The sequence below is a fragment of the Micromonospora sp. CA-248260 genome (genome assembly GCF_050942205.1).
In the GTDB taxonomy this organism is placed as follows: Bacteria; Actinomycetota; Actinomycetes; order Mycobacteriales; family Micromonosporaceae; genus Micromonospora; species Micromonospora antibiotica.
The window spans coordinates 5,112,193-5,137,737 of sequence record NZ_CP192021.1 but is presented as its reverse complement, the minus strand read 5'-3'; the positions used below and the strand labels follow the sequence as shown (position 1 = coordinate 5,137,737).

Genomic DNA, 25,545 nt, shown 5'->3' with positions numbered 1-25,545 from the left:
GCACGATCTCCACCCCGGGTCGGTGACCCGGAGCCGGAGCGGGAGCGGATGGGGATCTGGCGGTACGACGGTACGGCGTCGTCCGACGAGCAGAGCGCGACACGACGAGACTTATTCCACAGTGGGGGTCGACATGGGGGAGCTGCGCGGCACGCACGTGCCGGTGCTGCTCGAGCGGTGCCTCGAGCTGCTGGCCCCCGCGCTGGACCGGGGCGGCCGTACGGTCCACGTCGATGCCACGCTGGGTCTGGCCGGGCACGCCGAGGCGGTGCTGCAACGGCACCCGCACACGGTGCTGATCGGCCTGGACCGGGACACCGAGGCCCTGGCGCACGCCCGGGTCCGGCTGGCCCGGTTCGCCGACCGGATCCACCTGGAGCACGCCGTCTACGACGAGCTGCCCGAGGTGGTGGCGCGGTTGGGCTATCCGGGCATCGACTCGGTGCTGTTCGACCTGGGCGTCTCCTCACTGCAACTCGACGCGCCCGACCGCGGGTTCGCCTACGCCCAGGACGCGCCCCTGGACATGCGGATGGACCAGACCGGGGGGGTGACCGCCGAGGAGGTGGTCAACAGCTACTCCCACCCGGACCTGGCCCGGGTGTTGCGGGTCTACGGCGAGGAGAAGTTCGCCGGCCGGATCGCCTCGGCGATCCTGCGGGAGCGGGAGCGGGGCCGGATCACCTCGTCGGCCCGGTTGGCCGAGCTGGTCAGGGAGAGCATTCCGGCACCAGCGCGACGAACCGGGGGACACCCGGCCAAGAGAACGTTTCAGGCTTTACGGATCGAGGTAAACAGGGAACTGGTGGTGCTGGAGACGGCGCTGCCGGCTGCCCTCGACACGCTCAACGTGGGCGGTCGCATGGTGGTCCTGTCCTACCACTCGTTGGAGGACCGGCTCACCAAGCAGGCGCTCGCCGACCGGGTCCGCAGTAAGGGCCCGGTCGACCTCCCGGTGGAACTACCCGGGTCGGGTCCGACGTTCCGGCTGCTCAGCCGGGGTGCCGAACTCGCCGGGGAGGCCGAGGTCACCGCGAACCCGCGGGCCGCATCCGTGCGGTTGCGGGCGGCGGAGCGACTCGACCCGACCACCGGGCAGCAGGGGCGGACCGACCGCGAACGGTCCCGCCGACGGGTCAGGGCGATGCACCAACCGGGCACGGGGTCGACGCCGGGTTCCACAGTGGACGACGGGGTGACGCCGGGGGACGGCAGGACGGACGAACAGGGGGAGGGGACATGAACGTCAACAAGCGTGACGACCGCGACGCGGTCGTCGGGCAGCGCGCACCGCGGTCGGGGGGCCGGACCACGGCGCAGCGCACGACCCGTACCACGATGCCGGCGGACCTCGCCGGTCGAGCGGGGGAGGCTCGCCGGGGGGCGCGCGAGTTCCCCACCCAGGGCAGCGCCGCGCTGCGGCCGGCCGAGCAGCCGGCCACCCGGGCCACCGGCACCGGTTCACCCCGACTGCGGGTGGCGCCGCCGCCGCCGGTCCGGGTGCCCCGGGCGCCGTTCGCGGCACTGATCGTGGTGCTGGTGGTCGGTGGGGTGCTGGGCATCCTCGCCGTCAACACCAAGATCAACGAGAACGCGTTCCGGCTCCAGCAGCTCCAGCAGCAGCAGGCCCGCCTCGACGTCGACCAGCAGCAGCTGGAGAAGCAGATCGAGGAGGCCAAGGAGCCGGGCAACCTGACCGCCGAGGCCCGCAAGCTGGGCCTGGTGGAGGCCGGCGAACCGGCGTACATCCGGCTGCCGGACGGTCGGCTGATCGGCGTGCCGCAGCCAGCCGACGGACAGCCGGCGATCACCAGCCAGCAGGGCAACGGGGGGTAACACCCGTGCCACCCAGATCCGACGAACCGCGCCGGGACGCCACGGGCTCCCGGCGCGGATCGGTTCGTGGTGGGACCGCCCGGGGCGGCGAGCCACGCCCGCCGGAGCCCCGCACACCAGAACCACGGACCCCGCAGTCGCGCACCGGCGAACCCCCGGCCGCCGGACCCCGGGCCGGTGAGTCCCGGGGACAGGGCCGGGCCGGGGACGCCCGCACCGGGCAGCCCCGCGCCGGGGACGGCGGGGGATCTCCGACGCGCGGGCGTACACCCCCGGGGGCGGACCATCCGGGAGAGCAGCGACGAACGGGGCGGGCAACGGCGTACCCCCGGGCCGGACGCTCCGGCGACCCGTTCCGGCCCGCCCTCCAGGTGCTCGACGGCGGCCGGGCCGCCGCCAACCGGGCCGGCCGCCGGGAGGCCGCCCCGACCGGGCGCACCGGCGTCATCCGGACCGTGCCGGCCACGGCCGCCCCCGACGACGACGAGTTCGCCGATCCGCCCGCGCCGCGCCGCCGCCCCGGCCGCACCACCCCGCGCCGCACCGACGCACCCGGCCGGGGTGCCCCCGCCGGACCGAGGCACCCCGGCGCACCGACCGGCCCGCCGGCCGGCGACCGGTCCGCAAGCCGCGTCGCCCGCCGAAGCTGGCCGAACCGCGACGCCGGCTGCGGCTGGGCACCGCGCTCGTGCTGGCGGTCTTCGCCGTGATCGGTATCCGGCTGGTCGTCCTGCAGGCCGTGGACACCCCGGCGTACGCCGGCGGTGGCGTCGGCAACCGGCTCAGCCGGGTCGAACTGCCGGCCCCGCGCGGGTCGATCGAGGACCGCAACGGCGCCCCGCTGGCCCGCAGCGTCGAGGCGCGGTACGTCTTCGTCGACCCCACCCTGGTCAAGGACCGGACGGAGACCGCGAAGCTGCTTTCCCCGCTGCTCGGCATTCCCGTCTCCGAGCTGGCCGAGAAGATGAAGCGCCAGGGCGGGCTCCAGTTCCGTTATCTGGCCCGGGGCGTCGACATCGCCCAGGCCAAGCAGATCGAGGCGCTCGAACTGGCCGGCATCGGCACCCACCGTGACGAGCGCCGCGAGGTGCCCGGCGGTGACCTGGCCGCCAACCTGGTCGGCTTCACCAGCCCGGACATGGACGGCCTGGAGGGGCTGGAGGCCCGCTACGACGACGTGCTGCGCGGGCAGGACGGCCGGTGGGTCTACGAGGCCGGCGCGGGCGACCTGGACGCGCCCATCCCCGGCGGCTACAGCCAGACCACCGCCCCCAGGCCGGGCAGCTCGCTGGTGCTCACCACCGACCGGGACCTCCAGTTCCAGGTGCAGCAGATCCTCAGCCGGCAGATGGCGCAGACCCGGGGCGCGATCGGCGCGGCCGTGGTGCTCGACGTCAAGACCGGTGAGGTGCTGGCCCAGGCGAGCAACCCGACCTACAACGCGGCGTCACCGGATCAGAGCCGGCCCACCGACTGGGAGGACGCGGCCACCAGTTTCGTGGTCGACCCGGGTTCGGTGCACAAGGCGATCACCTACGGCGCGGCGTTGCAGGAGGGCGTCATCACCCCCGACAGCGCCTGGCCGGTCGCCAACACCATCACCCGGGGCGGGGTGACCTTCCGCGACACCCACCCGGCCGAGGGCAAGAAGTTGAGCGTGGCCGGGATGCTCGCCTACTCGTCCAACGTCGGCACCATCGAGATCGGCGACCGGCTCGGCCCGGACCGGCTGATCGACTACCAGAAGCGGTTCGGGTTGGGGCAGCCCACCGGCGAGGGGATGCCCGGCGAGGCGTCCGGGCGGCTGCTCCCGGCCGACCAGTGGAGCGGCTCGTCCTACGGCTCGGTGCCGATCGGGCACAGCGTCGACGCGACCCCGCTGCAGATGGCCGCCGCGTACGCCACGATCGCCAACGACGGCACCTACGTCCAGCCGCACCTGATCAAGGAGGTGGTCGGGGCGGACGGCAAACGCACCCCGGCCGCCGCCCCGGTCACCCGTTCGGTGCTCAGCCCGAGCAACGCCGCCGCGCTGCGTACCCTGCTGGAGGCGGTCACCACCGTCGACGGCGCGACCGGCCTGGCCGCCGCGGTGCCCGGCTACCGGATCGCCGGCAAGACCGGCACCGGGCTGCGCTACGTCAACGGCAAGCAGCAACCCGGCGAGGTCGGCTCGTTCATCGGGATGGCCCCCGCCGAAGCACCCCGGTACGTGGTGGCGGTCTTCGTGTGGAACCCCGAGGGCGGTGGCGGCGCGGTCGTCGCCCCGGCGTTCCGCGAGATGATGGGCTTCACGCTGCGTCACTACCGGGTCCCGCCGTCGCGCGGGAAGTCTCCCAACTTCGAGGTCTTTCCGCGCTGACCGGGAACGGCGGGACATCATCGGTGAGTGCCGACGAACCACCGGGGCGGCTGTGCGGCCGGAACCGGACGACCGGGTAGGGTCTGACGCCGTGCCCGGCAATCCACGCCCCCGTACCGTGCCCGGAGTCCGGCTCGGCGACCTCGCCGACCGGCTCGCCGTGACGCCGCCGGCCGACGCCGCCGCGCTGGTCGTGACCGGGGTGACCCACGCCAGCCAGGAGGTCCGCCCCGGCGACCTGTACGCCGCGCTGCCCGGTGCCCGTCGGCACGGCGCGGAGTTCGCCGCCGCCGCCACCACGGCCGGCGCGGTGGCCGTGCTGACCGACCCGTCCGGTGCGGCGGCGGCCGGCGCGACCGGGCTGCCCGTGCTGGTGACGCCCGACCCCCGGGCGGTGCTGGGTGAGCTGGCCGCCGCGGTCTACGGCGACCCGACCGACGGGCTGACCGTGATCGGGGTGACCGGCACCGCCGGCAAGACCTCCACCGCCTACCTGATCGAGTCGGGGCTGCGCGCCGCCGGTCACGTCACCGGCCTGATCGGCACGGTGGAGACCCGGTTGGGTGACCTGGTGATCGACAGCGTCCGGACCACCCCGGAAGCCACCGACCTGCACGCGCTGCTCGCCGCCGCGCGGGAGCGCGGGGTGACCGCGGTGGTCATGGAGGTGTCCAGTCACGCGCTGGCGATGGGCCGGGTCGGCGGGGTCCGGTTCGCCGTCGGCGGCTACACCAACTTCGGCTCCGACCACCTCGACTTCCACGCCGACTCGGCCGACTACTTCGCCGCCAAGGCGAAACTGTTCGACGGGCGCTGCCGGGTCGAGGTGCTCAACCACGACGACCCGGCCCTGCGTCCGCTGTTCCGCCCGGCCACGGTCAGCTACTCGGCGGCCGGCGACCCGACCGCCACCTGGTGGGCCGACCGGGTCGGCGGCGAGGGCTACGCCCAGCGGTTCACCGCCCACGGCCCGGACGACCTGGCCCTGCCCGCCGGGGTGGCGCTGCCCGGCCGGCACAACGTGGCCAACGCGCTGCTCGCCGTCGCCTGCCTGGTCGCCGCCGGGGTCGACCCGGCGACCGCCGTCGCCGGGGTGGCCGCCTGCGGCGGGGTGCCCGGCCGGCTGGAACTGGTCAGCGGGGACGCGCCGGTGCGCGGCGTGGTCGACTACGCGCACAAGACCGACGCCGTGGTGGCGGCCCTGGCCGCGTTGCGCGACACCGGCACCGGCCGGTTGATCTGCGTCATCGGCGCCGGTGGTGACCGGGACCGGGGCAAGCGGCCGGTGATGGGTGCCGCCGCCGCCCGGGGTGCCGACGTGGTGCTGGTGACCGACGACAACCCGCGCACCGAGGACCCGGCGACGATCCGGGCCGAGGTGCTGGCCGGGGCGTACGCCGCCGACGCCGCCGCCCGGATCGTCGAGGTGCCGGGCCGACGGGAGGCGATCGCCGAGGCGGTGCGGCTGGCCGCACCGGGCGACGTGGTGGCGCTGCTCGGCAAGGGACACGAACGCGGTCAGGAGATCGCCGGCGAGGTGCACCCGTTCGACGACCGCACCGAGCTGGCGCAGGCGCTGCGCGTCCGCTTCGGCGACCTGGCGGGTCGCCGGTGATCCCGCTGAGCCTGGCCGAGGTCGCCACGGCGGTCGGTGGCCGGCTGCACGCCGCCGACCCGGCCACCGTGGTCACCGGTCCGGTCGAGTTCGACTCCCGCAAGGTCGCCGCCGGGGCGCTCTTCGTCGCCTTCCCCGGTGAGCGGGTCGACGGGCACGACTACGCCGCCGGTGCGGTCGCCGCCGGTGCGGTGGCGGTGCTCGGCACCCGGGAGCTGCCCGGGGTGCCGATGGTGCTGGTGGACGACGCGCTGGCCGCGCTGGGCCGGCTGGCCCGCACGGTGGTGGACCGGCTGCCCGGGCTCACCGTGATCGGGCTGACCGGTTCCTCGGGCAAGACCACCACCAAGGACCTGATCGCGCAGCTCGCCGTGCGGCTCGGCCCGACGGTCGCCCCGCCCGGGTCGTTCAACAACGAGCTGGGGCACCCGTACACCGCGTTGCAGGCCACCGCGCAGACCCGGTACCTGGTGATGGAGAAGGGCGCCCGGGGCGTCGGACACGTCCGCTACCTCTGTGACGTGGTGCCGCCGCAGGTCTCGGTGGTGCTCAACGTCGGGGTGGCGCACCTGGGCGAGTTCGGTTCGGTGGAGAACATCGCCCTGGCCAAGGGGGAGCTGGTGGAGGCGCTGCCGGCCGACGGGCTGGCCGTGCTCAACGCCGACGACCCGCTGGTCGCCGCGATGGCGTCCCGCACCGCCGCCCGGGTGGTCCGCTACGGCGAGTCCGCCGACGCCGACGTCCGCGCGGTCGACGTCACCCTGGACGAGCGGGGCCGGCCGGCGTACACCCTGGTCACCCCGGAGGGGACGGCCCCGGTGCGGCTCGGCCTGACCGGCCGGCACCAGGTCTCCAACTCGCTCGCCGCGGCGGCGGTGGCCCGCGAGCTGGGCATGCCGCTGGCCGAGCTGGCGGCGGCCCTGGGCGACCTGGGGCTGGTCTCCAGCCGCCGGATGGACGTCTTCACCCGTCCCGACGGGGTGACCGTGATCGACGACTCGTACAACGCCAACCCGGCCTCGATGGCGGTGGCGCTGCGGGCGCTGGCCGGGATGCACCGGGGCGGGCGGACGTTCGCCGCGCTGGGCTACATGGCCGAGCTGGGCGCGTACGAGGACGAAGGGCACCGGGAGGTCGGCCGGCTCGCGGCCGAACTCGGTGTCGACCGGCTGCTCGTGTTGGGTGAGCCGGCCGCGCCGATCCACGAGGGCGCGACAGCGGTAAGTGACTGGGGAGGAGAGTCGGTGCTGCTCACCGATCAGGCGGCGGCCGTCGAGGTGCTGCGCAGCGAGCTACGACCGGGCGACGTCGTCCTGGTGAAGGGCTCCCGGTACCGCACCTGGGAGGTCGTCGACGCCCTGCGGGCCGACGCCCAGGCTGACGGGGCCGGCGCGGGGGGTGCCGCGTGAGGGCGGTCATCGTCGCCATCGGCGTGGCGTTCCTGGTGTCGCTGCTGGCCACCCCGCTGGCGATCAAGGTGTTCGCCCGGCTCAAGGCCGGCCAGCCGATCCGATCGAACCTCGGGCTGGCCAGCAACGAGGGCAAGAAGGGCACGCCGACGATGGGCGGCGTGGTGTTCATCCTGGCCACGGTCATCGCCTACGTCGCCGGCCACCTCGCCCTGACCACCCTGCCGGACGCGCAGATCGCCCAGGTCGAGCCGACCATCACCGCCCTGGTGCTGCTGGGGCTGATGGTCTTCTCCGGCGCGGTCGGCTTCATCGACGACTTCCTCAAGGTGCGCAAGCGGCACAGCGGCGGGCTCAACAAGCGCGGCAAGCTGTTCGGGCAGATCCTGGTCGGCGCGGTCTTCGGGGTGGTCGCGCTCTACTTCCCGAGCAGCATGACCGACGCCAGTGGCGCGACGACCAACACCGAGACCGTGGGCAGCACCACGCTGAGCTTCATCCGGGACATCCCGGCCCTGGAGATCGGCAAGGTCGCCTCGGTGATCGTGATCATCATGGTGGTGATGGCGGCGACCAACGGGGTCAACCTCACCGACGGGCTGGACGGGCTGGCCACCGGCGCCTCGGTGATGGTGCTGGCCGCGTACGCGCTGATCGCGTTCTGGCAGTACCGGCACTGGTGCGCCGACCCGACGTACACCGCCAACCCGGACAACTACTGCTACGCCGTCCGGGACCCGTTGGAGATCGCGCTGATCGCCGGGGCGGCGGCCGGGGCGTGCGTGGGCTTCCTGTGGTGGAACACCTCGCCGGCCCGGATCTTCATGGGCGACACCGGCGCGCTGGGCCTGGGCGGGCTGATCGCCGGGATGGCGATGTCCACCCGTACCGTGCTGCTGCTGCCGATCCTCGGCGGGCTGTTCGTGATCATCACGATGTCCGTGGTGATCCAGATCATCTCGTTCCGGACCACCGGCAAGCGGGTGTTCCGGATGTCCCCGCTGCAGCACCACTTCGAGTTGGCCGGCTGGAGCGAGGTCAACATCGTGGTCCGGTTCTGGATCATCGCGGGCATCGGGGTGGCCATCGCGCTGGGCCTGTTCTACAGCGACTTCCTCGCCAGCATGGGCTGATCGCGTTCCGGGCCGGTACCGGCCCCGCGCGCCGGTTCCGTCCGCGCCGGGCCGCCACCGGACCACCGGCGGACGGGGGTTCCTCCTACCGGAGGAGCCCCCGTCGCGCATTTCGACACGCCGACCGGGGGGAACGGCCGGAACCGGCCGCCCGCAGCGGCGATGATGGGCGGGTGGGGGAGGACCGAGGCACCAGCACCGGCACGACGGCGCAGACCCAGCCACGGCGGGTCGCGGGCGCGGGGCGTACCGCCGATCCGCCCCCGGTGCTGTCCGGGCTGGGGCCGGCCGGCGGCCTGGCGGCGCTGCGCGGCCTGCTGGCCCGCCCGCTGGCCTCCTACTACCTGCTGCTGTCCAGCGCCGGCCTGCTGCTGCTGATCGGCCTGACCATGGTCTTCTCGGCGACCAGCGTGCGCGACTACGCCGAGGCCGGCGACGCCGCCGCCTCGGTGACCAAACAGGCCATCTTCGCGGTGATCGGCATCGTCGCGTTCTGGGCCTGCCAGCGGCTGCCGGCCAGCACCTTCCGCTCGCTGGGCCGGCCGCTGCTCGGCGGGGCCGTGGTGCTGCTGCTGGTGCTCAACCTGCTGGTGGCGCTCAACGCGCTGTTCGGGCTGAAGTCGCTGGGGCCGCTGCAGGCCAACCTGCTCTGGCTCTATCTCGGGCCGATCCAGGTGCAGCCCGCCGAGCTGGCCAAGCTCGCGCTGGTGCTGTGGGGCGCGCACGTGGTGGCCCGCAAGGGCGCCGCGCTGGGCTGGTGGAAGGAGTTGGCCACCCCGCTGTTCCCGGTGGTCGGCCTGCTCTTCGTGCTGGTCGGCTACAACGACCTGGGCAGCATGCTCTGCCTGCTGGCCATCGTGGTCGGGCTGCTCTGGGCGGCCGGGGTGCGGCTGCGGGTCTTCGCCGCCCTCTCCGCCGTCGGCCTGGCCGGCGTCGGCCTGCTCGTCGCGGTGGCCTCCCTCGGCGCCGGCTCCGGGGCACGCGGCCAGGAGAACTACCGGCTGGCCCGGCTCACCTCGTTCCTCGACACGCCCGACCCGGCCAAGTGCGTCGAGGACGCCTGCTGGCAGATGGTCCAGGCCCGCAACGCCATCGAACACGGCGGCTGGTTCGGCGTCGGGCTGGGCAAGAGCAGCCTCAAGTTCGGTTGGCTGCCGGCCGCCCACAACGACTTCATCTTCGCCGTCATCGCCGAGGAGCTGGGCGTGGTCGGCTGCACCGTCATCCTGGTGCTCTTCGCCGTGCTGGCCTACACCGGGCTGCGGATCGCCCGCCGGGTCGCCGACCCGTTCCGCCGGCTCGCCGCCACCGCCGTCACCGCCTGGCTGACCGGCCAGGCCGTGATCAACATCGGTGGGGTGACCAAGCTGCTGCCGCTGACCGGGGTGCCGCTGCCGTTCATCTCCGACGGCGGCAGCGCCCTGGTCGTCACCCTGGCCGCGGTCGGCATGCTCGCCTCCTTCGCCCGCGCCGAACCCGACGCCGCCCGAGCCCTGCACGCCCGTCCGCCCGCCCGATGGGTCCGACTAGTCTGGGCCCCGTTGCCGCCGCTTCCCGGTGCGCGGAGCCGACCGGCGTCGCCACCGGCTGCCCCGGGGTCCGTACCCCGGGCGCGCGGGCGGCGACCCGACGATCAGGCCGTACCGCGCGGCGTCCGGCAGGACCGGACCCGGGGCGGGCCGGCGAGCGAGAGGAGACGCTGATGGGTCCGCTGCGTTCGGTGGTGCTCTGTGGAGGGGGCACCGGTGGGCACATCTACCCGCTGCTCGCCTTCGCCGACTGCCTGCGCCGACACGACCCGGGCGTCCGGATCACCTGCCTCGGCACCCCCAAGGGCCTGGAGAACGAGCTGATCCCGCCGGCCGGCTACGACCTGCGGCAGATCCCCGCCTACCAGCTGCCCCGCTCGGTCAACATGGGGCTGGTGCGCACCCCGGACCGGATGTGGAAGGCGGCCCGCGCCGCCGGCAAGGTGATCGACGAGGTCGCCGCCGACGTGGTCGTCGGCTTCGGCGGGTACGTCTCCGTCCCCGGCTACCTGGCCGCGTGGCGGCGCGAGATGCCGATCGTCATCCACGAGGTGAACGTCCCGCCGGGGGTGGCCAACCGGCTCGGCATGAAGTTCACCAAGAACATCGCCGTCGGATTCCCGCACCAGCCGGCCCAGGCGGAGGCGCTGCGCGACGCCCGGGTGGTCGGGGTGCCGCTGCGCCGGGGCATCGCCGGGCTGGACCGCTTCGCCATGCGGGCCGCCGCCCGCGCCCACTTCGGACTCCGCCCCGACCTGCCGGTGCTCTTCGTCGCCGGTGGCTCCCAGGGTGCCCGGTCGATCAACCTGGCGGTCTCCGGCGCGGCCAAGGAACTGTCCCGCAACGGGGTGCAGGTGCTGCACGTGATGGGTGCCCGCAACGAACCGGTGCCGGTCCCCACCGACCTGCCGGTGCCGTACGTGGCGCTGCCCTACCTGTCCGAGATGGAGCTGGGTTACGCCGCCGCCGACCTGATGCTGGCCCGGGGCGGGGCGATGACCTGCGCCGAGGTGGCCGCCATCGGGCTGCCCACCATCTACGTGCCGTACCCGCACTCCAACCAGGAGCAGAAGCGCAACGCGCTGCCCGTGGTGGAGGCCGGCGGCGGGCTGCTCGTCGACGACGCCGAGCTGACCCCGGACTGGCTGGAGCGCACCGTGCTGCCCCTGCTGCGCGACCCGCAGCGGCTGTCCGCGATGAGCCACGCCGCCGCCGCGTACGGCCGCCGCGACGGCGACGTGGCCCTGCTCAACTTCGTCTACGAGGCGGTGGCCCGGTGAGCCGGTCCAGCGCGACGGAAAGGTACCTGGCATGAACACCGCGCAGTTCACCCCGGCCGGCACGCTCACCGCGGAGGACCTGGGCCGGATCCACCTGATCGGGGTGGGTGGGGTCGGCATGAGCGGCCTGGCCCGGCTCTTCCTCACCCGGGGCCTGCCGGTCTCCGGCAGCGAACTGCGCGAGTGGCCGTCGCTGGCCGGGATGCGGGCGCTGGGCGGCACCATCCACATGAGCCACGAGGCGGCCAACCTCGACGGGGTGGACACCGTGGTCTACTCCTCGGCGATTCCGCAGGACCACCTGGAGATGGTCGAGGCGCGGCGGCGCGGGCTGCGGGTGCTGCACCGCTCCGAGGCGCTGGCGGCGGCGATGACCGGCCGGCGTACCGTCGCGGTGGCCGGCACCCACGGCAAGACCACCACCACCTCGATGGTGACCATGGTGCTCCAGCAGGCCGGCGTCGACCCGTCCTTCGTGATCGGCGGGGAGATCTCCGAGGTCGGCTCGGGCGCGCACCACGGCACCGGCGAGCACTTCGTGGTCGAGGCGGACGAGAGCGACAGGTCGTTCCTGATCTACCGCCCGTACGTGTCGATCATCACCAACGTCGAGGCCGACCACCTGAACACCTACGGCGACCTGGCCACCCTGGAGGCGGCGTTCGCCGAGTTCGCCCGGCTCACCGACCCGGCCGGGTTCGTCATCACCTGCGCCGACGACCCGGGCGGCCGGCGGTTGGCCGAGACGCTGCGCGCCGAGGGGCGGCGGGTCTGGACGTACGGCGAGGCGGCCGACGCCGACCTGCGGTTGTCCGAGATGGCCTCGTCCGCCCAGGGGGTGCGGTACCTGGCCGCGCTCGACGGCCGGTCGTTGGGCGAGATCCGGCTGCCGGTGCCGGGGCGGCACATGGGGCTCAACAGCGCCGCGGCGGTGCTCGCCGCCCACCTGCTCGGCCTGCCGGTGGCGGCGGCGGAGGCGGCGCTGGCCGCGTTCCCGGGGGTACGCCGCCGTTTCGAACGCAAGGGCGTCGCCGACGGTGTGCTGGTCTACGACGAGTACGCCTACCACCCGACCTCGATGACCCTGGCCCTGCAGACGCTGCGCGAGGTCGCCGGTGACGGCCGGCTGATCGTGGTGTTCCAGCCGTACCGGCTCTACCGCACCCGGGACCTCCAGGCGGAGATCGCCGCCGCCCTGGGCATCGCCGACGAGCTGGTGCTGCTGGAGGTCTTCGGCCCCGGTGAGCTGCGGCAACCGGGCGAGGGGTCGGCGGCGTTGCTGGCGGCGGTGCCGTTGGACGCCGCGCACAAGGTCTTCGTGGACTCGTTCGACGACGCGCCGGTGGAGGTGGCCCGGCGGGCCCGTCCCGGTGACGTGGTGGTGACGATGGGTGCCCCGCCGATCTCCCTGCTGGGCGACCAGCTGCTCGACGCGTTGACCGTCCGGGCCGGCGGGGTCGCCGAACCGGTCGCCCCGGGCCCGGTCATCGGCCCGGACGGCACGGTCTCCACCACCGGATGAGTCCGGGGCCGGCGCGGGGCCGTCCCGCAGGCGCGGACGGTGGTGGTTCCCGGCGTGGTCCGGCACGGCGTTGGCAGCTCGTGCGGGCCGGTAGCGATGCGGTCCCGCCGTCCACCCGGCGGTTCATGGCGCGGGCCCGGCAGCGGCGGATGCGGGCCGCCCTGCCCTGGGCGGTGGTCGCCGGGGTGCTGGTGCTGGCCGGCCTGGTGGCCTGGGCGATGCTCGGCTCCGGCCTGTTCGGGGTGCGCGAGGTCCGGGTGGAGGGGGCCCGGCTGGTCACCCCGGTCGAGGTGCGCGACGCGGCGGCGGTGCCGGACGGGGCGCCGCTGGCCCGGGTGGACCTGGCCGCGACGGCCCGGCGGATCGGCGGGTTGGCCCCCGTCGAGCGGGCCACCGTACGCCGGGACTGGCCGGACACCCTGGTGGTGACGGTGGTGGAGCGGACCGGGGTGGCGGTGGTGCCCCGGGACGACCAATTCGTGGTGCTGGACCGCAGCGGGGTGGTGTTCCGGACGGTGCCCCGGCCCCCGGCGGGGTTGCCGCTGGTGCGGCTGGCCGACCCGGGCCCGGACGATCCGGGCACCCGGGCGGCGTTGCAGGTGCTGACCGTGCTCACCCCGGCGTTGCGGGCCGCTCTGGTCGAGGTGACCGTCGAGGGGCTGGCCCGGATCGGGCTGACCCTGCGTGACGAGCGGACGGTGGTCTGGGGCGACGCGACCCGGGGCGAGGAGAAGGCGCGGGTGGCGACGGCGTTGCTGGGTCGTAAGGCCGACACGATCGACGTGAGCGCTCCTGACGTGGTGACCTTCCGGTGAGGCCCGTGTCGAACGTGAGTCGTTACTCTCGCGACGGCGACACGCCGGTGGGGTCCTTGGCTCTCGGCGTGGGGGCGCTTACGTTGCCCCGAAGAGGATCAGTGGTTGACATAACTCTAACCCTCTAGTAGAGGGTTAGGGTTCGCCTCTGATCCTCGCTGGTGACAGCTCGCCGACCACCGGTCTGAGCCACGCCGTACCGGGGCGGTGCGAGCCAATCTCGAACGGAAAGGACCGGAGATGACACCTCCGCACAACTACCTGGCGGTCATCAAGGTCGTCGGCATCGGCGGCGGCGGCGTCAACGCCGTCAACCGGATGATCGAGGTTGGGCTCAAGGGCGTCGAGTTCATCGCGATCAACACCGACGCGCAGGCGCTGCTGATGAGTGACGCCGACGTCAAGCTCGACGTCGGCCGGGAGCTGACCCGGGGACTCGGCGCGGGCGCCAACCCGGACGTCGGCAAGAACGCCGCCGAGGATCACCGCGACGAGATCGAGGAGGTGCTCAAGGGCGCCGACATGGTCTTCGTCACCTGCGGCGAGGGCGGCGGCACCGGCACCGGCGGGGCGCCGGTGGTGGCCAACATCGCCCGCAAGCTCGGCGCGTTGACGATCGGCGTGGTGACCCGGCCGTTCTCCTTCGAGGGCAAGCGGCGCCAGGTGCAGGCCGAGGCGGGAATAGACGAACTGCGCAACCAGTGCGACACGCTGATCGTCATCCCCAACGACCGGCTGCTGGCCCTGGGTGACCGGGGCATCAGCATGATGGACGCCTTCCGCACCGCCGACCAGGTGCTGCTCTCCGGTGTCCAGGGCATCACCGACCTGATCACCACCCCGGGTCTGATCAACCTGGACTTCGCCGACGTCAAGAGTGTGATGAGCGGGGCGGGCAGCGCGCTGATGGGCATCGGCAGCGCCCGGGGGGAGAACCGGGCGGTGGAGGCGGCCGAGGCGGCCATCTCCAGCCCGCTGCTGGAGCAGAGCATGGACGGTGCGCGGGGCGTGCTGCTGTCCATCGCCGGTGGCTCCGACCTGGGCCTGTTCGAGATCAACGACGCCGCGCAGCTGGTCACCGACGCGGCCCACCCGGACGCCAACATCATCTTCGGTGCGGTCATCGACGACGCGCTCGGCGACGAGGTGCGGGTCACCGTGATCGCCGCCGGTTTCGACGGTGGCACGCCCGCGTACAAGGCGTCCGAGTCGCCGCGCAAGAGCAACCAGAACCAGCCGACGCCGCAGGCTCCGGCGGTCACCGCGCCGGCCACCATGCCGCCGCAGCAGTCGCCGCGCCGGGTGCTCTTCGACGACGTCGACGTGCCCGACTTCCTCAAGAACGGTTCCTGAGCCCGTTGATGACGGGCAGTCCCGCAGGCGGGCACGCCACCCCGACGACGCCGGACGGGTCCCGGGGCGGCCGGGCCGCCCCGCCGGTGACCGGGCGGTCCGGCAGATGAACGCCGCGCCCGATCCGGTGGGTGCGGACCGCCGGGCCGCGCTCGCGGCCGGCCTGGCCGTGGTGCGGGCCCGGATCGCCGACGCCTGCGCCGCCGCCGGCCGGGATCCGGCCGGGGTGACCATGATCGCCGTGACCAAGACGTACCCGGCCGGCGACGCGGTCGCGCTGGCCGGGCTCGGGGTCACCGACCTGGGGGAGAACCGGGACCAGGAGGCGGCACCGAAGGCGGCCGAGGTGGCGGCGGCGGGGGTGGCCGCCCGGTGGCACTTCATCGGCCAACTGCAACGCAACAAGGCCCGTTCGGTGGTCCGGTACGCCGATGTGGTCCACTCCGTGGACAGTGTCCGGTTGGCCCGCGCGCTGGCCACCGCCGCGGAGTCCGGCCGGGACCGTCCGTTGGAGACGTTGGTCCAGGTCAGCATCGACGGCGACCCGGCCCGAGGGGGTGCCCTGCCGGGTGCCGCGGACGCCGACCGGGGGCTCGGTGCGGTGGCCGGGGCGTTGGCCGGGGCGGGGGCGCTGCGACTGGCCGGGCTGATGGCGGTGGCGCCGCTGGGCTGGGAACCGGAGCGGGCGTTCGCCCGGTTGGCCGAGGTGGCGGCGGGGTTCCGGGCCGACCATCCGGGGGCGACGGTGCTCTCCGCCGGGATGAGCGGTGACCTGGAGGTGGCCATCGGACACGGCGCGACACATGTCCGCGTCGGCAGCGCGTTGCTCGGAATGCGTTCCACGCTGCGGTAGCCTGACCGCGATAGAAGCAAATTACATCAGTGTTGTTCAGGAGCGGCGTCCCCAGGTCGGGGGCCACGACGGGCGAGCCGCGAATCGCGCGTCGAGGGATTGCCACTTCGATCCGGTGGGCATGGAAGCCCATTCGCGATCATGGCGACACGGCACGGGGGTGCGTGCCGCACGGCGGACGGAAGGGCGCGGGATGGGTGCACTGCGCAAGGCGGGGGTCTGGCTCGGTCTCGTCGAGGAGGATGACGAGCGGGGCTACGACGAGGGCTACGACAAGCCCGGCTACCGCGAGTCGCGGTACCGGTCGAGCCGGTACGCCGAGGAGTTCGCCGACGACGACGAGGACGACGCGGAGGAGCCGCCGGCACCGCGTCCGCGCCTCGGTGACCGGGGTCGGCTGACGGACCGGTCCAGCCGGCTGGCCGAGGCCGACCGCGCCGACGACGAGCGGGCCGAACGGTCGGAGCGGGCCGAGCGCTCGGAGCGGGCCGAACGGTCGGAGCGGGCGAGCGTCCGGTCGATCACCAGGTCCGGTGGGTCGGAGTCCTCGGGCGCGCTGAGCTATCACACCCGGGACAATCTCGCCCTGGCGCCGCAGGCGTCGCCGCGGGAGCGGCCGGTGGTGGCCGAGGAGGAGCAGCGTTACCAGATCACCACCCTGCATCCGACGACCTACCGCGAGGCGCGGACCATCGGCGAGCACTTCCGCGACGGCGTTCCGGTGATCATCAACCTCACCGAGATGGACGAGGCCGACGCCCGCCGGCTGGTGGACTTCGCCGCCGGGCTGGCGTTCGGGCTGCGCGGTACGATCGAGCGCGTGACCAACCGGGTGTTCCTGCTCTCACCGGCCAACGTCCAGGTCACCGCGGAGGACAAGGCCAAGATCGCTGAGGGTGGCTTCTTCTCCCTGAGCTAAGTCCACCCGACCGAGGGACGTCGTCTGCTGTGTTGTCGATCATGTTCCAACTCTTGTACCTGATTGTGTACCTCTTTCTTATTGTGCTGTTGGCCCGATTCGTTCTCGGTGCAGTCCTCCAGTACGGTCGTCGGTGGCAACCGGGGCGTGGCGCGTCCGCCGGACTTGAGTCCGTGTGGAGCGTCACTGATCCGCCTCTCAAGGCGTTGAGGCGGGTGATCCCCCCACTGCGAATTGGTACCGTGAGCATCGACCTGGCCTCCCTTGTGCTCCTGGTTATCCTGTTCGTGCTGATGAGGTTTGTGTTAGATCCGCTGATCAGGAACTTCTCCTGACCAGCGCGCGCTTTCGCGGCCGCAACTGACCCGAGGAGTTTCGATGCCGCTGACACCGGCCGACGTGCACAACGTCGCCTTCAAAAAGCCGCCGATCGGCAAGCGGGGGTACGACGAGGAGGAGGTCGACGCCTTCCTGGACGAGGTCGAGCGTGAGCTGGCCCGTCTGATCGAGGAGAACAACGAGCTGCGCGCGCAGGTGGAGCGCGGCGGTCGGGGCGGGGCCCCTGCCGGCCCCGGTGGCGACGCCCGGCTCGCGGCGGAGCTCAACGACGTCAAGGCCCAGCTCGACCGGGTGCAGCGCGACAAGGCCGCCGCCGAGCAGGCCGCCCGCGCGATGCAGGCGGAGCTGGAGCAGGTCCGCACGACCGGCGGTCCGGCCGTCGGCGGCGACGGCGAGCAGCAGGCGCTGCGGGTGCTGATGATGGCCCAGCGCACCGCCGACGACCACGTCTCCGACGCCCGTCGGGAGGCCGACCAGCTGCTCTCCGAGGCCCGCTCCAAGGCCGAGGAGGTCACCCGCGAGGCGCGGGCCAAGGCCGACGCGCTGGAGCGCGACGCCCGTCAGCGGCACCAGGAGGCCATGGGGGGCCTGGACGCCAAGCGGACCGCGTTGCAGAAGCACATCGAGGAGCTCAAGCAGTTCGAGCGCGAGTACCGCACCCGGCTCAAGGCCTACCTGGAGAGCCAGCTGCGGGACCTCGACGGTCGGGGCCAGGGCCTCGAAGCCGAGATGACCCGCGCCGAGGGCACCCGTGCCGTCGGTGGCAACGGTCTGGCCGCAGCGGGCCTCGCCGGCTCGTACGGTGGCGGTCGCTCCGGCGCCCTCGAAGCGGGCCGCTGATCCACGGTCGGCGACCGTCCCCCGACGGTCGCCGACCCACCACGACCCACGACGCTGCGGGGGTGAGCCCGTGCTAGTCGCCAGTCTCCTGCTCATCCTCGTCGCCGTGGTCCTGCTGGTGTTCGGTCTCGTCGGCGGCTCCAGCACCCTGTTGACCAGCTCCATCGCGGCCAGTCTGCTGGCCGCCGTCGCCCTGGTGGCCGGTGCCCGCCAGGCAGCCGTGACCAGGGCGAGGGCGGCGGAACGGGCCGAGGCACGCGGTCGGAGCGCGACGGAGTCCCGTCCGACCGCCCCGCCGCCCACGACCGCGCCGTCGGACGAACCGACGACGTACCCCCCGACGACGTTCGGCACCGGTGGCGCCGGGTGGCGGCAACCACCCGGCCAGCCGGTGGCCGGCGACCCCGTCGGCGCGGCCACCCGCCCCGACGCCGGTGCCTGGGAGCCCGACGCGGAGGCCCCGTGGGACCCCGTCGTCGTGCCCTCCGCGTCGGGGCCGGACCACGCCGCCCCGCCGGCCGACCGTGCCCCGACCGACCCCGCCCGACCCGACCCGGACGACCCCCGCTGGGACCCGGCGGACGACCCGGCCTGGGCGGCCGGGGACGACCCCGGGCCACCCTGGGATCCGCCGGAGGACGACGCGTCGCCGTGGGATCCACCGGCCCAGCGGGTCCCACCCGCCGACGCCGCCCGGGTGGCCCGACTCGACGCCGAGGTGCTGGTGGTCGACGGGCATCCCCGCTACCACCTGCCCTCCTGCGCCCACCTGATCGAACGGGAACACGAGCCGCTGCCGGTGGACGAGGCGATCTCCCTCGGGTTCACCCCGTGCGGTCTCTGCAACCCGGACACCGCCCTGCTCGCCGACACCTACCCCCGCTGAGGCCGGCGTCGATGCCCACGGACGACACGCTGACCGTCGCGGTGCGGGTGAAGCCCGGCGCGTCCCGGGCCCGCGTCGGCGGCTGCTTCGCCGGCCCGCACGGACCCGCCCTGGTGATCGCCGTGACCGCCCCGGCGGTGGACGGCCGGGCCACCGAGGCGGCCCGGCGGGCGCTGGCCGGTGCCCTGGGCGTCCGCCCGTCGGCGGTGGCGCTGCGCACCGGTGCGGCCAGCCGGGACAAGCTCTTCCTGGTCGACCGACCGGTGCCCGGTCTGAGCGGGCTGCTGCGGCGGCTGCGCGACGGATCGGCCGGGTGACGGCGCCCCGGGTGGGGCGCCCGTGACGCCGGGACTGGATCTGGCCCTGCTCCTCGGCGCGGCCGTGTTGCTGGTGGCGATCGGTGCGGTGCGGTTCTCCACCCGGTTGGGCGTGCCGAGTCTGCTCGTCTATCTGGCGCTCGGGGTGGCGATCGGTGAGGCCGGGCTGGGCATCCGGTTCGACGACGCCGAGCTGACCCGGATGCTGGGTTTCTGCGCGCTGATCGTGATCATCGCGGAGGGCGGGCTCACCGCCCGGTGGAGCACCCTGCGCCCGGTGCTCGGGCTGGCCGGCGCGTTGTCCACCGTCGGGGTGCTGGTCAGCATCGTCGTCGTGGGCCTGGTGGTGCACCTGCTGCTCGGGCTGGACTGGCGGTTGGCCCTGCTCTACGGCGCGGTGCTCTCCTCCACCGACGCGGCGGCGGTCTTCGCCACGCTACGCCGGTTGCGGCTGCCGCCCCGGCTGGTGGCCGCGCTGGAGGCCGAGTCGGGCATGAACGACGCCCCGGTGGTGATCCTGGTGGTGCTGCTGTCGCGCACCGGGCCGGTGGAGCACCCGTGGTGGTTCGAGGTCCTCCTGGTCGGCTACGAGCTGGGGGTGGGCGCGGCGGTCGGGTTGGCCGCCGGGCTGGCCGGCCGGTTCGCGTTGCGGCGGGCGGCGCTGCCCTCCTCCGGGTTGTACCCCATCGCCGCCGTCGGTTTCACCGTGCTGGCGTACGCCGCCGGGGCGGTGCTGCACGCCTCCGGCTTCCTCGCCGTCTACGTCGCCGGGGTGCTGCTCGGCAACGCCCGGCTGCCGCACCGGCAGGCCATCCTGGGATTCGCCGACGGGCTGGCCTGGCTGGCCCAGATCGGGTTGTTCGTGCTGCTCGGGCTGCTGGCCACGCCGCAGCGGCTGCACACCGCGCTGCTGCCGGCGGTGGTCACCGGGCTGGCCCTGCTGCTGCTGGCCCGGCCGCTGTCGGTGCTGGTGTCGGCGCTGCCGTTCCGGGTGAGCCTGCGTGAGCAGCTCTTCCTGTCCTGGGCGGGGCTGCGGGGTGCGGTGCCGATCGTGCTGGCCACCATTCCGCTGTCGGCCCGGGTGCCCGGGGCGGACCGGTTGTTCGACGCGGTCTTCGTGCTGGTGGTGATCTTCACGGTGCTCCAGGCGGGCACGCTCGCGCCGGCGGCCCGCCGGCTGCGGGTGACCGCCCCGGCCGAGCCGGCGGAGATCCGGGTGGAGACCGCGCCGTTGGAGCGGATGCGGGCGGACCTGCTCCAGTTGGAGGTGCCGGCGGGGTCCCGGCTGGCCGGGGTGCACGTCGACGAGTTGCGGCTGCCGGTGGGCGCGTCGGTGACCCTGGTGCTGCGCGACGGGGTGGGCTTCGTACCGGGGGCGGACACCCGGCTCAAGACCGGGGACAGCCTGTTGATCGTGGCGACCGCCGGGGTGCGGGACGAGGCGGAGCGCCGGCTGCGGGCGGTCAGCCGGCGGGGTCGCCTGGCGAGGTGGTTCGGCGAGTACGGCGAGGATCGGGACGGATGATCTGCTAGTCTTCTTTTTGCCCCAATTAGGGGTTATTAGTGGCTGAATAGCGGCGCAACGGTCCGGCACGTTGTCGGAAACCTGTACGTTCCGTATTCTTGCCAACCTCCGGAGTGCGCGGCCACCGTTGCCGTGCGCCCGTTTTGTTACCTGGGGACGCCATGTCGGCGCACCCTGTCCGGGCACCGCCGACCGCCGCGTCCCGCGGCTGAGGGAGCTGACGATGGCGAAGCCAGCCGACACCAGGACGGCCGGTCGCAAACCGGCGGCGAAGGCCACCGCGCAGGCCACCCGCAGCGCGGCGGAGACCGAGAAGATCCGGGCGGCCCTGGCGGCCCGACGGGACGAGCTGCGCGCCGAGTACGATCAGACCCTGAGCGAGATCACCGAGCTGCAGCGCGACCGGTTGACCGATTCGGCCGGGGACGACCAGGCCGACACCGGCACCAAGACGTTCGAGCGCGAGCAGGAGATCTCCCTCGCCAACAGCATCCGGGAACGGATCACCCAGGTCGAGCGCGCGCTGGAGCGGCTCGACGAGGGTGGCTACGGATGGTGCGAGCGGTGCGGGAACCCGATCCCGGTGGAGCGGCTCGCCGCCTTCCCGTCGGCGACCCTCTGCGTGACCTGCAAGCAGCTGGAGGAGCGGCGCTGACGTCCACTCCCCGGTGACCTCGAGAGACGGCGGACCCGCGTCGTCGGGACAGTCGATGGGGAGTCGATGACCACAGCACCGACCGCCGGACCCGGCACCACCGGGCCGGCCGGCCGCACCCCCCGACGCAGGGCGGTCGTGGTCCTCGTCGGCATCGCGACGCTCGCGTTGCTGACGGATCTGCTCACCAAGCATCTCGCCCTGCAACTGCTCGACGACCGGGCGCCGGTGCGCCTGCTCGGCGGGGCCGTCTATCTCACCCTGACCCGCAACAGCGGTGCGGCGTGGAGCATCGGCGCCGACCACACCTGGGTGTTCCCGCTGATCACCATCGGGGTGGTCGGCTGGATCAGCTGGATGGCGGTCCGGCTGCGGTCGTTGCCGTGGGCGGTCTCCCTGGGGCTGGTGCTGGGCGGGGCGCTGGGCAACCTCGCCGACCGGATCTTCCGGGCCCCCGGTCACTTCGTCGGTCACGTGGTCGACATGGTCAGCCTCTTCGACCCGTACGGCCAGGTGTGGCCGGTGTTCAACCTGGCCGACAGCTGCCTGGTCTCCGGGGTGCTGCTGGCCGTGCTGCTGGAGTTGACCGGCCGCCAGCGCGACGGGCGACGGGTCGGTGCCAAGGGCGACACCGACACCGCCCCCACCGACGCGACCCGGACCGCCGCCGCCCCCACCGGACCGGCCGCCGCCGCGCCGACGGCGACCGACGCCGAGCCGCGGGAGCGGGCGTGACCGCCGCCGGTGGCGACCACCGTTCCCTGCCCGTGCCGGACGGCCTCGACGGCATGCGGCTGGACCAGGCGGTGGCACGCCTCTTCGGGCTCTCCCGCACCGCCGCCGCCGCGCTCGTCGACGCCGGGGACGCGCTTGTCGACGGCGTGATCCGGCAGAACTCGCACAAGGTCAAGGCCGGTTCCTGGCTGGAGGTGACGCTGCCCGCGCCGGTCGCGCCGCCGACCGTGGTGCCGCAGGCGGTCCCCGGGTTGACCGTGGTCTACGCCGACGACGACATCGTGGTGGTGGACAAGCCGGTCGGAGTGGCCGCGCACCCCAGCCCCGGCTGGACCGGCCCGACCGTCATCGGTGGCCTCGCCGCGATCGGCCACCGGATCTCCACCAGCGGGGCCGCCGAACGGCAGGGTGTGGTGCACCGCCTCGACGTGGGCACCACCGGGATCATGGCGGTGGCCAAGAGCGAGCAGGCGTACACCGCGCTCAAGCGGGCGTTCAAGTACCGCGAGGTGGAGAAGCGCTACCACGCGGTCGTCCAGGGTCACCCCGACCCGTCGCGCGGCACCATCGACGCCCCGATCGACAGGCACCCGCACCACGACTACCGCTGGGCGGTGGTCTCCGACGGCAAGCCGAGCATCACCCACTACGACACCATCGAGGCGTTCCCGGCGGCGAGCCTGCTCGACGTCCGGCTGGAGACGGGGCGTACCCACCAGATCCGGGTGCACTTCTCGTCCCTGCGGCACCCGTGCGTCGGCGACCTCACCTACGGGGCCGACCCGACCCTGTCGGCGCGGCTCGAACTGCGCCGGCAGTGGCTGCACGCCCGGTCGTTGACCTTCGCCCATCCGCGTACCGGTGACGACGTCACCTTCGTCAGCGAGTACCCGGACGATCTGGCCCGCGCGCTGACGATCCTGCGCGACTGACCGGTGCCGGGTAGTCGCCCGGGCGTCGGGCCGCCCGCCGTCGCGTCCCGGCCGCGCCGGGGGCTGGTCACCGCAGCGGTGCTGGCCGTCGGCGCGGTGCTGCTCACCGTCGGCTGGGTGGCCCGCCGACCCGCGCCGGTGGGTGACCGCACGGTCGGGCAGGTGACCCGGGTCGGGGTGCTGCCGGGTGACTCGCTGCCCGGGTACGCCGCCGCGGCCCGGGCCGAACTCGCCGGGCTGACCGCCGGGGCGTACGCGCTGGTCAGCTTCGACCGCTACCTCGTACCGGACCGGTTGCCGGCGCTGCTCGCCGACGTCGAGGTCGCCGCGGTGGTGGTGCGGGTGCCGCTGCCCGGTCGGCAGACCGAGGTGGTCCGGCTGCCGGCGCAACTGCTGCCGCAGGACGTCACCGCCGGCATGGCCGGCCTCGCGGACCGCAAGGACCGGGAGGCCGCCGACCAGCGGCGGCGGGCCGCCGACACCACCGACCCCACGGCCCGTCAGGGGTACGAGACCGGGGCGCAGGTCGCCGGGCGGGAGGCGGCCGGCTACCGGGCGGCCTGCGCCTGCGTCTACGCGGCGGTGATCCGGGCCGACCCGACCGCGCTGCGTGCCGTGGCCGGACGCGACGGGGTCCGGGCGCTCGATCCCGCCCCCGAAGTGGCCCGGCTGGACCGGACGGTGTTCCTGCCGCCGCTGCCGGAACAGCGGGACGTGGCCCGGCCACCCGCCGACACCGCCGCAACACCGGCGCACCCGGCGTCCACCGGCCCGGTCCCGACGCCGGGTGGGGCGATGGGCGATTCGTCGGAAGGGGCACCCGCTGTGATCGCCCCGGCACCGTCGTCGAGCGGGGTCGGGCCGGGGTCCGCCCCGACCCCCGCCCCCACCTCCCCGGACTCCCGTAGCGGTGGGTCGTCCGACCGGTCGCCGTAAGTATTGTTCCCGGGGGATGTGTGCAGACCGGTGTGGTCCGAATAGGGTTTCGTTCGTAGCCTGTCAGGCGGAGATCGACGGCGCGGGAGGGCGAGCCTTGGACGGCAGCGAGACCGGCTGGGGTCGGTCGGCCGAACCGGCACCGCGATGGCGGGCGCTCTTCGAGCGTGCCCGCCTCGGCGGACGCGCCGCCGACCAGGCGGAGCCGGACCGCCGCGACGAGCAGCCGGTCCGGGACCCGTTGCCCGGCCGGGGGCCCGCCGGCGGCTGGTCCGGGCGGGGATCGGCTTCCGTGCCACCACCCGCCGACCCGGGCTACGGTGCGCAGCCCGGCTACGAACCGGACCCGGGCTACCGCGCCGGGGCCGGCTACCGGGTCGACCCGCCGCGCCGCGCCGCGCCGGACTATCCGGTCGAGCCCGCTCCCGGCTACCGCGCCGACCCGGGCTACCGCGCCGACCCGGCCTACCCGGCCGATCCCGGTTATCCGGCCGGCTCCGCCCCCGGCTACCCGGCCGACCCCGGCTACGCAGCCGCTCCCGGCTACCCGGCCGACCCCGGCTACCCACCGGAGCCGGCCCGGCCGCCGGAGCCGCCTGTCGTCCCGTCCCGCTACGCCCTGCTGGACAACGGCTACCGGTCCGAACCGCCACCCCCCGAGTCCCGGTACGCCCTGTTGGACAACGGATACCGCGCGCCCGGCTACGCGCCGCCGGAGCCGACGTACCAGCCGCCGCAACCCGCCTACCCGGAGCCGGCCTACCCGGAGCCCGGCTACCCGGCCGCGCCCACCTACCAGCCGGAGCCGCCGACCTACCCGCCGGCGGTGACCGCCGACCGGAGCTACCCGGCCCGGATCGAGCCGGCCCGCATCGAGTGGCGTCAGCAGGGCCCCCAGGACGAGCAGGAACGCGCCGCCGGCATCCTCCGCCGTGACCTGGGCACCCCCCGGGTGCTCGCGTTCGCCAACCCCAAGGGCGGGGTGCACAAGACCACCGCCACGGTGCTCGCCGCCGCCACCGTCGGCAGCGTCCGGGGCCGGGGCGTGCTCGCCTGGGACGACAACGAGCTGCGCGGCACCCTCGGCCTGCGCGCCGGCAGCGCCCGGCACGCCCGCACGATCCGGCACCTGATCAGCGACCTGGCGCACATCGAGATCCGCGACGGCGCCGAGCTGCTGGAGTCCCTCGACGACTACCTGCGGCACGCCTCCGACGGCTCGTACGACGTGCTGGCCGGGGAGGAGAGCCCCCGGTTCGCCCAGCGCCTCGACCAGTTCACCGTCAAACGGGTGCTGGAACTGCTGCGGCGCACCCACGACGTGGTCTGCGTGGACACCGGCAACAACGTGGAGAGCCCCAACTGGCGCACCGTCATGCACGCCGCCGACCAGCTCGTGGTGACCACCGTGCCCCGGGAGGACGCCGCGTTCAGCGCCGACTGGATGCTCGACCTGCTGCACGAGGAGGGCATGGGTGAGCTGGCCGACAACGCGGTCACCCTGATCTCCTGCCCCACCCCGGGCCGGTCGACGCTCCAGGACGACCTGGAGCGGCACTTCGCCACCCGGACCCGGGCCGTCGCGGTGGTGCCGTACGACCCGGTGCTGGAGACCGGGTCGTCGATCGAGTACCACCAGCTCCAGGCCGAGACCCGGGCCGCGTGGCTGCGGGCCGCCTCGGTGATGGTGGAGCCGTTCGCCCGCTGAGGGGCGGTACGGGCTCCGCCGCCCCGCCGTACCGCCCCGCCTGAGA

At 74.0% G+C, this 25,545-nt stretch carries 23 protein-coding genes; all 23 read left to right on the top strand.

Annotated elements, in window-relative coordinates; genetic code table 11:
* Positions 1–133 precede the first annotated feature (133 nt).
* Positions 134–1,243: a 16S rRNA (cytosine(1402)-N(4))-methyltransferase RsmH gene (rsmH, locus tag ACQP2H_RS21945; RefSeq protein ID WP_433233623.1), complete on the top strand. Its 1,110-nt coding sequence runs from the start codon at positions 134–136 to the stop codon at positions 1,241–1,243.
* Positions 1,240–1,836 (top strand): hypothetical protein, encoded by a 597-nt coding sequence (locus ACQP2H_RS21940; RefSeq protein WP_208569735.1) that lies wholly within the window; start codon positions 1,240–1,242, stop codon positions 1,834–1,836. The genes rsmH and ACQP2H_RS21940 overlap by 4 nt, the downstream gene beginning before the upstream one ends.
* 688 nt (positions 1,837–2,524) lie before the next feature.
* A complete protein-coding gene (locus tag ACQP2H_RS21935; protein WP_433228681.1) occupies positions 2,525–4,198 on the top strand; it encodes a peptidoglycan D,D-transpeptidase FtsI family protein in 1,674 nt (557 codons plus the stop codon).
* 52 nt (positions 4,199–4,250) lie between these two features.
* On the top strand, positions 4,251–5,813 hold the full coding sequence (locus tag ACQP2H_RS21930) for a UDP-N-acetylmuramoyl-L-alanyl-D-glutamate--2,6-diaminopimelate ligase (RefSeq protein ID WP_433228679.1): 1,563 nt from the start codon (positions 4,251–4,253) through the stop codon (positions 5,811–5,813).
* Entirely contained in the window at positions 5,810–7,222 is a 1,413-nt protein-coding gene (locus tag ACQP2H_RS21925) for a UDP-N-acetylmuramoyl-tripeptide--D-alanyl-D-alanine ligase (RefSeq protein ID WP_433228677.1), read from the top strand. Before ACQP2H_RS21930 ends, ACQP2H_RS21925 begins: the two co-directional genes overlap by 4 nt.
* A complete protein-coding gene (gene mraY / locus ACQP2H_RS21920) occupies positions 7,219–8,355 on the top strand; it encodes a phospho-N-acetylmuramoyl-pentapeptide-transferase (RefSeq protein ID WP_208569731.1) in 1,137 nt (378 codons plus the stop codon). The genes ACQP2H_RS21925 and mraY overlap by 4 nt, the downstream gene beginning before the upstream one ends.
* A gap of 296 nt (positions 8,356–8,651) precedes the next feature.
* Positions 8,652–10,058 carry an FtsW/RodA/SpoVE family cell cycle protein gene (locus ACQP2H_RS21915; RefSeq protein WP_208569766.1) on the top strand — a complete coding sequence of 469 codons (1,407 nt, stop codon included), beginning with the start codon at positions 8,652–8,654 and terminating at the stop codon, positions 10,056–10,058.
* Entirely contained in the window at positions 10,058–11,164 is a 1,107-nt protein-coding gene (gene murG, locus ACQP2H_RS21910) for an undecaprenyldiphospho-muramoylpentapeptide beta-N-acetylglucosaminyltransferase (RefSeq protein ID WP_208569730.1), read from the top strand. The genes ACQP2H_RS21915 and murG overlap by 1 nt, the downstream gene beginning before the upstream one ends.
* Before the next feature lie 31 nt (positions 11,165–11,195).
* Positions 11,196–12,686 (top strand): UDP-N-acetylmuramate--L-alanine ligase, encoded by a 1,491-nt coding sequence (murC, locus tag ACQP2H_RS21905; protein WP_433228674.1) that lies wholly within the window; start codon positions 11,196–11,198, stop codon positions 12,684–12,686.
* Positions 12,683–13,501 (top strand): cell division protein FtsQ/DivIB, encoded by an 819-nt coding sequence (locus ACQP2H_RS21900; RefSeq protein ID WP_208569729.1) that lies wholly within the window; start codon positions 12,683–12,685, stop codon positions 13,499–13,501. The genes murC and ACQP2H_RS21900 overlap by 4 nt, the downstream gene beginning before the upstream one ends.
* Positions 13,502–13,741: 240 nt before the next feature.
* Positions 13,742–14,854 carry a cell division protein FtsZ gene (gene ftsZ, locus ACQP2H_RS21895; RefSeq protein WP_219463928.1) on the top strand — a complete coding sequence of 371 codons (1,113 nt, stop codon included), beginning with the start codon at positions 13,742–13,744 and terminating at the stop codon, positions 14,852–14,854.
* 106 nt (positions 14,855–14,960) lie between these two features.
* Positions 14,961–15,707, top strand: coding sequence for a YggS family pyridoxal phosphate-dependent enzyme (locus ACQP2H_RS21890; RefSeq protein ID WP_433228672.1), 747 nt, complete (start codon positions 14,961–14,963; stop codon positions 15,705–15,707).
* Positions 15,708–15,900: 193 nt separating this feature from the next.
* Positions 15,901–16,626, top strand: coding sequence for a cell division protein SepF (locus ACQP2H_RS21885; protein WP_219463919.1), 726 nt, complete (start codon positions 15,901–15,903; stop codon positions 16,624–16,626).
* A 29-nt stretch (positions 16,627–16,655) separates the two neighbouring features.
* The gene (locus ACQP2H_RS21880; RefSeq protein WP_091237509.1) at positions 16,656–16,961 is read left to right on the top strand and encodes a YggT family protein; all 306 of its coding nucleotides are present in this window, start codon (positions 16,656–16,658) and stop codon (positions 16,959–16,961) included.
* Positions 16,962–17,004: 43 nt separating this feature from the next.
* Positions 17,005–17,805 (top strand): DivIVA domain-containing protein, encoded by an 801-nt coding sequence (locus tag ACQP2H_RS21875; RefSeq protein WP_088643047.1) that lies wholly within the window; start codon positions 17,005–17,007, stop codon positions 17,803–17,805.
* A 220-nt stretch (positions 17,806–18,025) separates the two neighbouring features.
* Complete coding sequence (locus ACQP2H_RS21870; protein WP_374197571.1) at positions 18,026–18,691, top strand: hypothetical protein; 666 nt, start codon at positions 18,026–18,028, stop codon at positions 18,689–18,691.
* A gap of 11 nt (positions 18,692–18,702) precedes the next feature.
* Positions 18,703–19,008, top strand: coding sequence for a DUF167 domain-containing protein (locus tag ACQP2H_RS21865; protein WP_208569724.1), 306 nt, complete (start codon positions 18,703–18,705; stop codon positions 19,006–19,008).
* A 22-nt stretch (positions 19,009–19,030) separates the two neighbouring features.
* The gene (locus ACQP2H_RS21860; RefSeq protein WP_208569723.1) at positions 19,031–20,533 is read left to right on the top strand and encodes a potassium/proton antiporter; all 1,503 of its coding nucleotides are present in this window, start codon (positions 19,031–19,033) and stop codon (positions 20,531–20,533) included.
* Between the two features lie 223 nt (positions 20,534–20,756).
* Positions 20,757–21,188, top strand: coding sequence for a TraR/DksA family transcriptional regulator (locus tag ACQP2H_RS21855; protein WP_204959263.1), 432 nt, complete (start codon positions 20,757–20,759; stop codon positions 21,186–21,188).
* 66 nt (positions 21,189–21,254) lie between these two features.
* The gene (gene lspA / locus ACQP2H_RS21850; protein WP_219463913.1) at positions 21,255–21,923 is read left to right on the top strand and encodes a signal peptidase II; all 669 of its coding nucleotides are present in this window, start codon (positions 21,255–21,257) and stop codon (positions 21,921–21,923) included.
* Positions 21,924–21,976: 53 nt separating this feature from the next.
* Positions 21,977–22,855 (top strand): RluA family pseudouridine synthase, encoded by an 879-nt coding sequence (locus ACQP2H_RS21845; RefSeq protein ID WP_255598443.1) that lies wholly within the window; start codon positions 21,977–21,979, stop codon positions 22,853–22,855.
* 3 nt (positions 22,856–22,858) lie between these two features.
* Positions 22,859–23,791, top strand: a complete 933-nt coding sequence (locus tag ACQP2H_RS21840) for a hypothetical protein (protein ID WP_219463912.1) — start codon at positions 22,859–22,861, stop codon at positions 23,789–23,791.
* 97 nt (positions 23,792–23,888) lie between these two features.
* Positions 23,889–25,499: a MinD/ParA family ATP-binding protein gene (locus ACQP2H_RS21835; protein ID WP_219463909.1), complete on the top strand. Its 1,611-nt coding sequence runs from the start codon at positions 23,889–23,891 to the stop codon at positions 25,497–25,499.
* Positions 25,500–25,545: the final 46 nt, after the last annotated feature.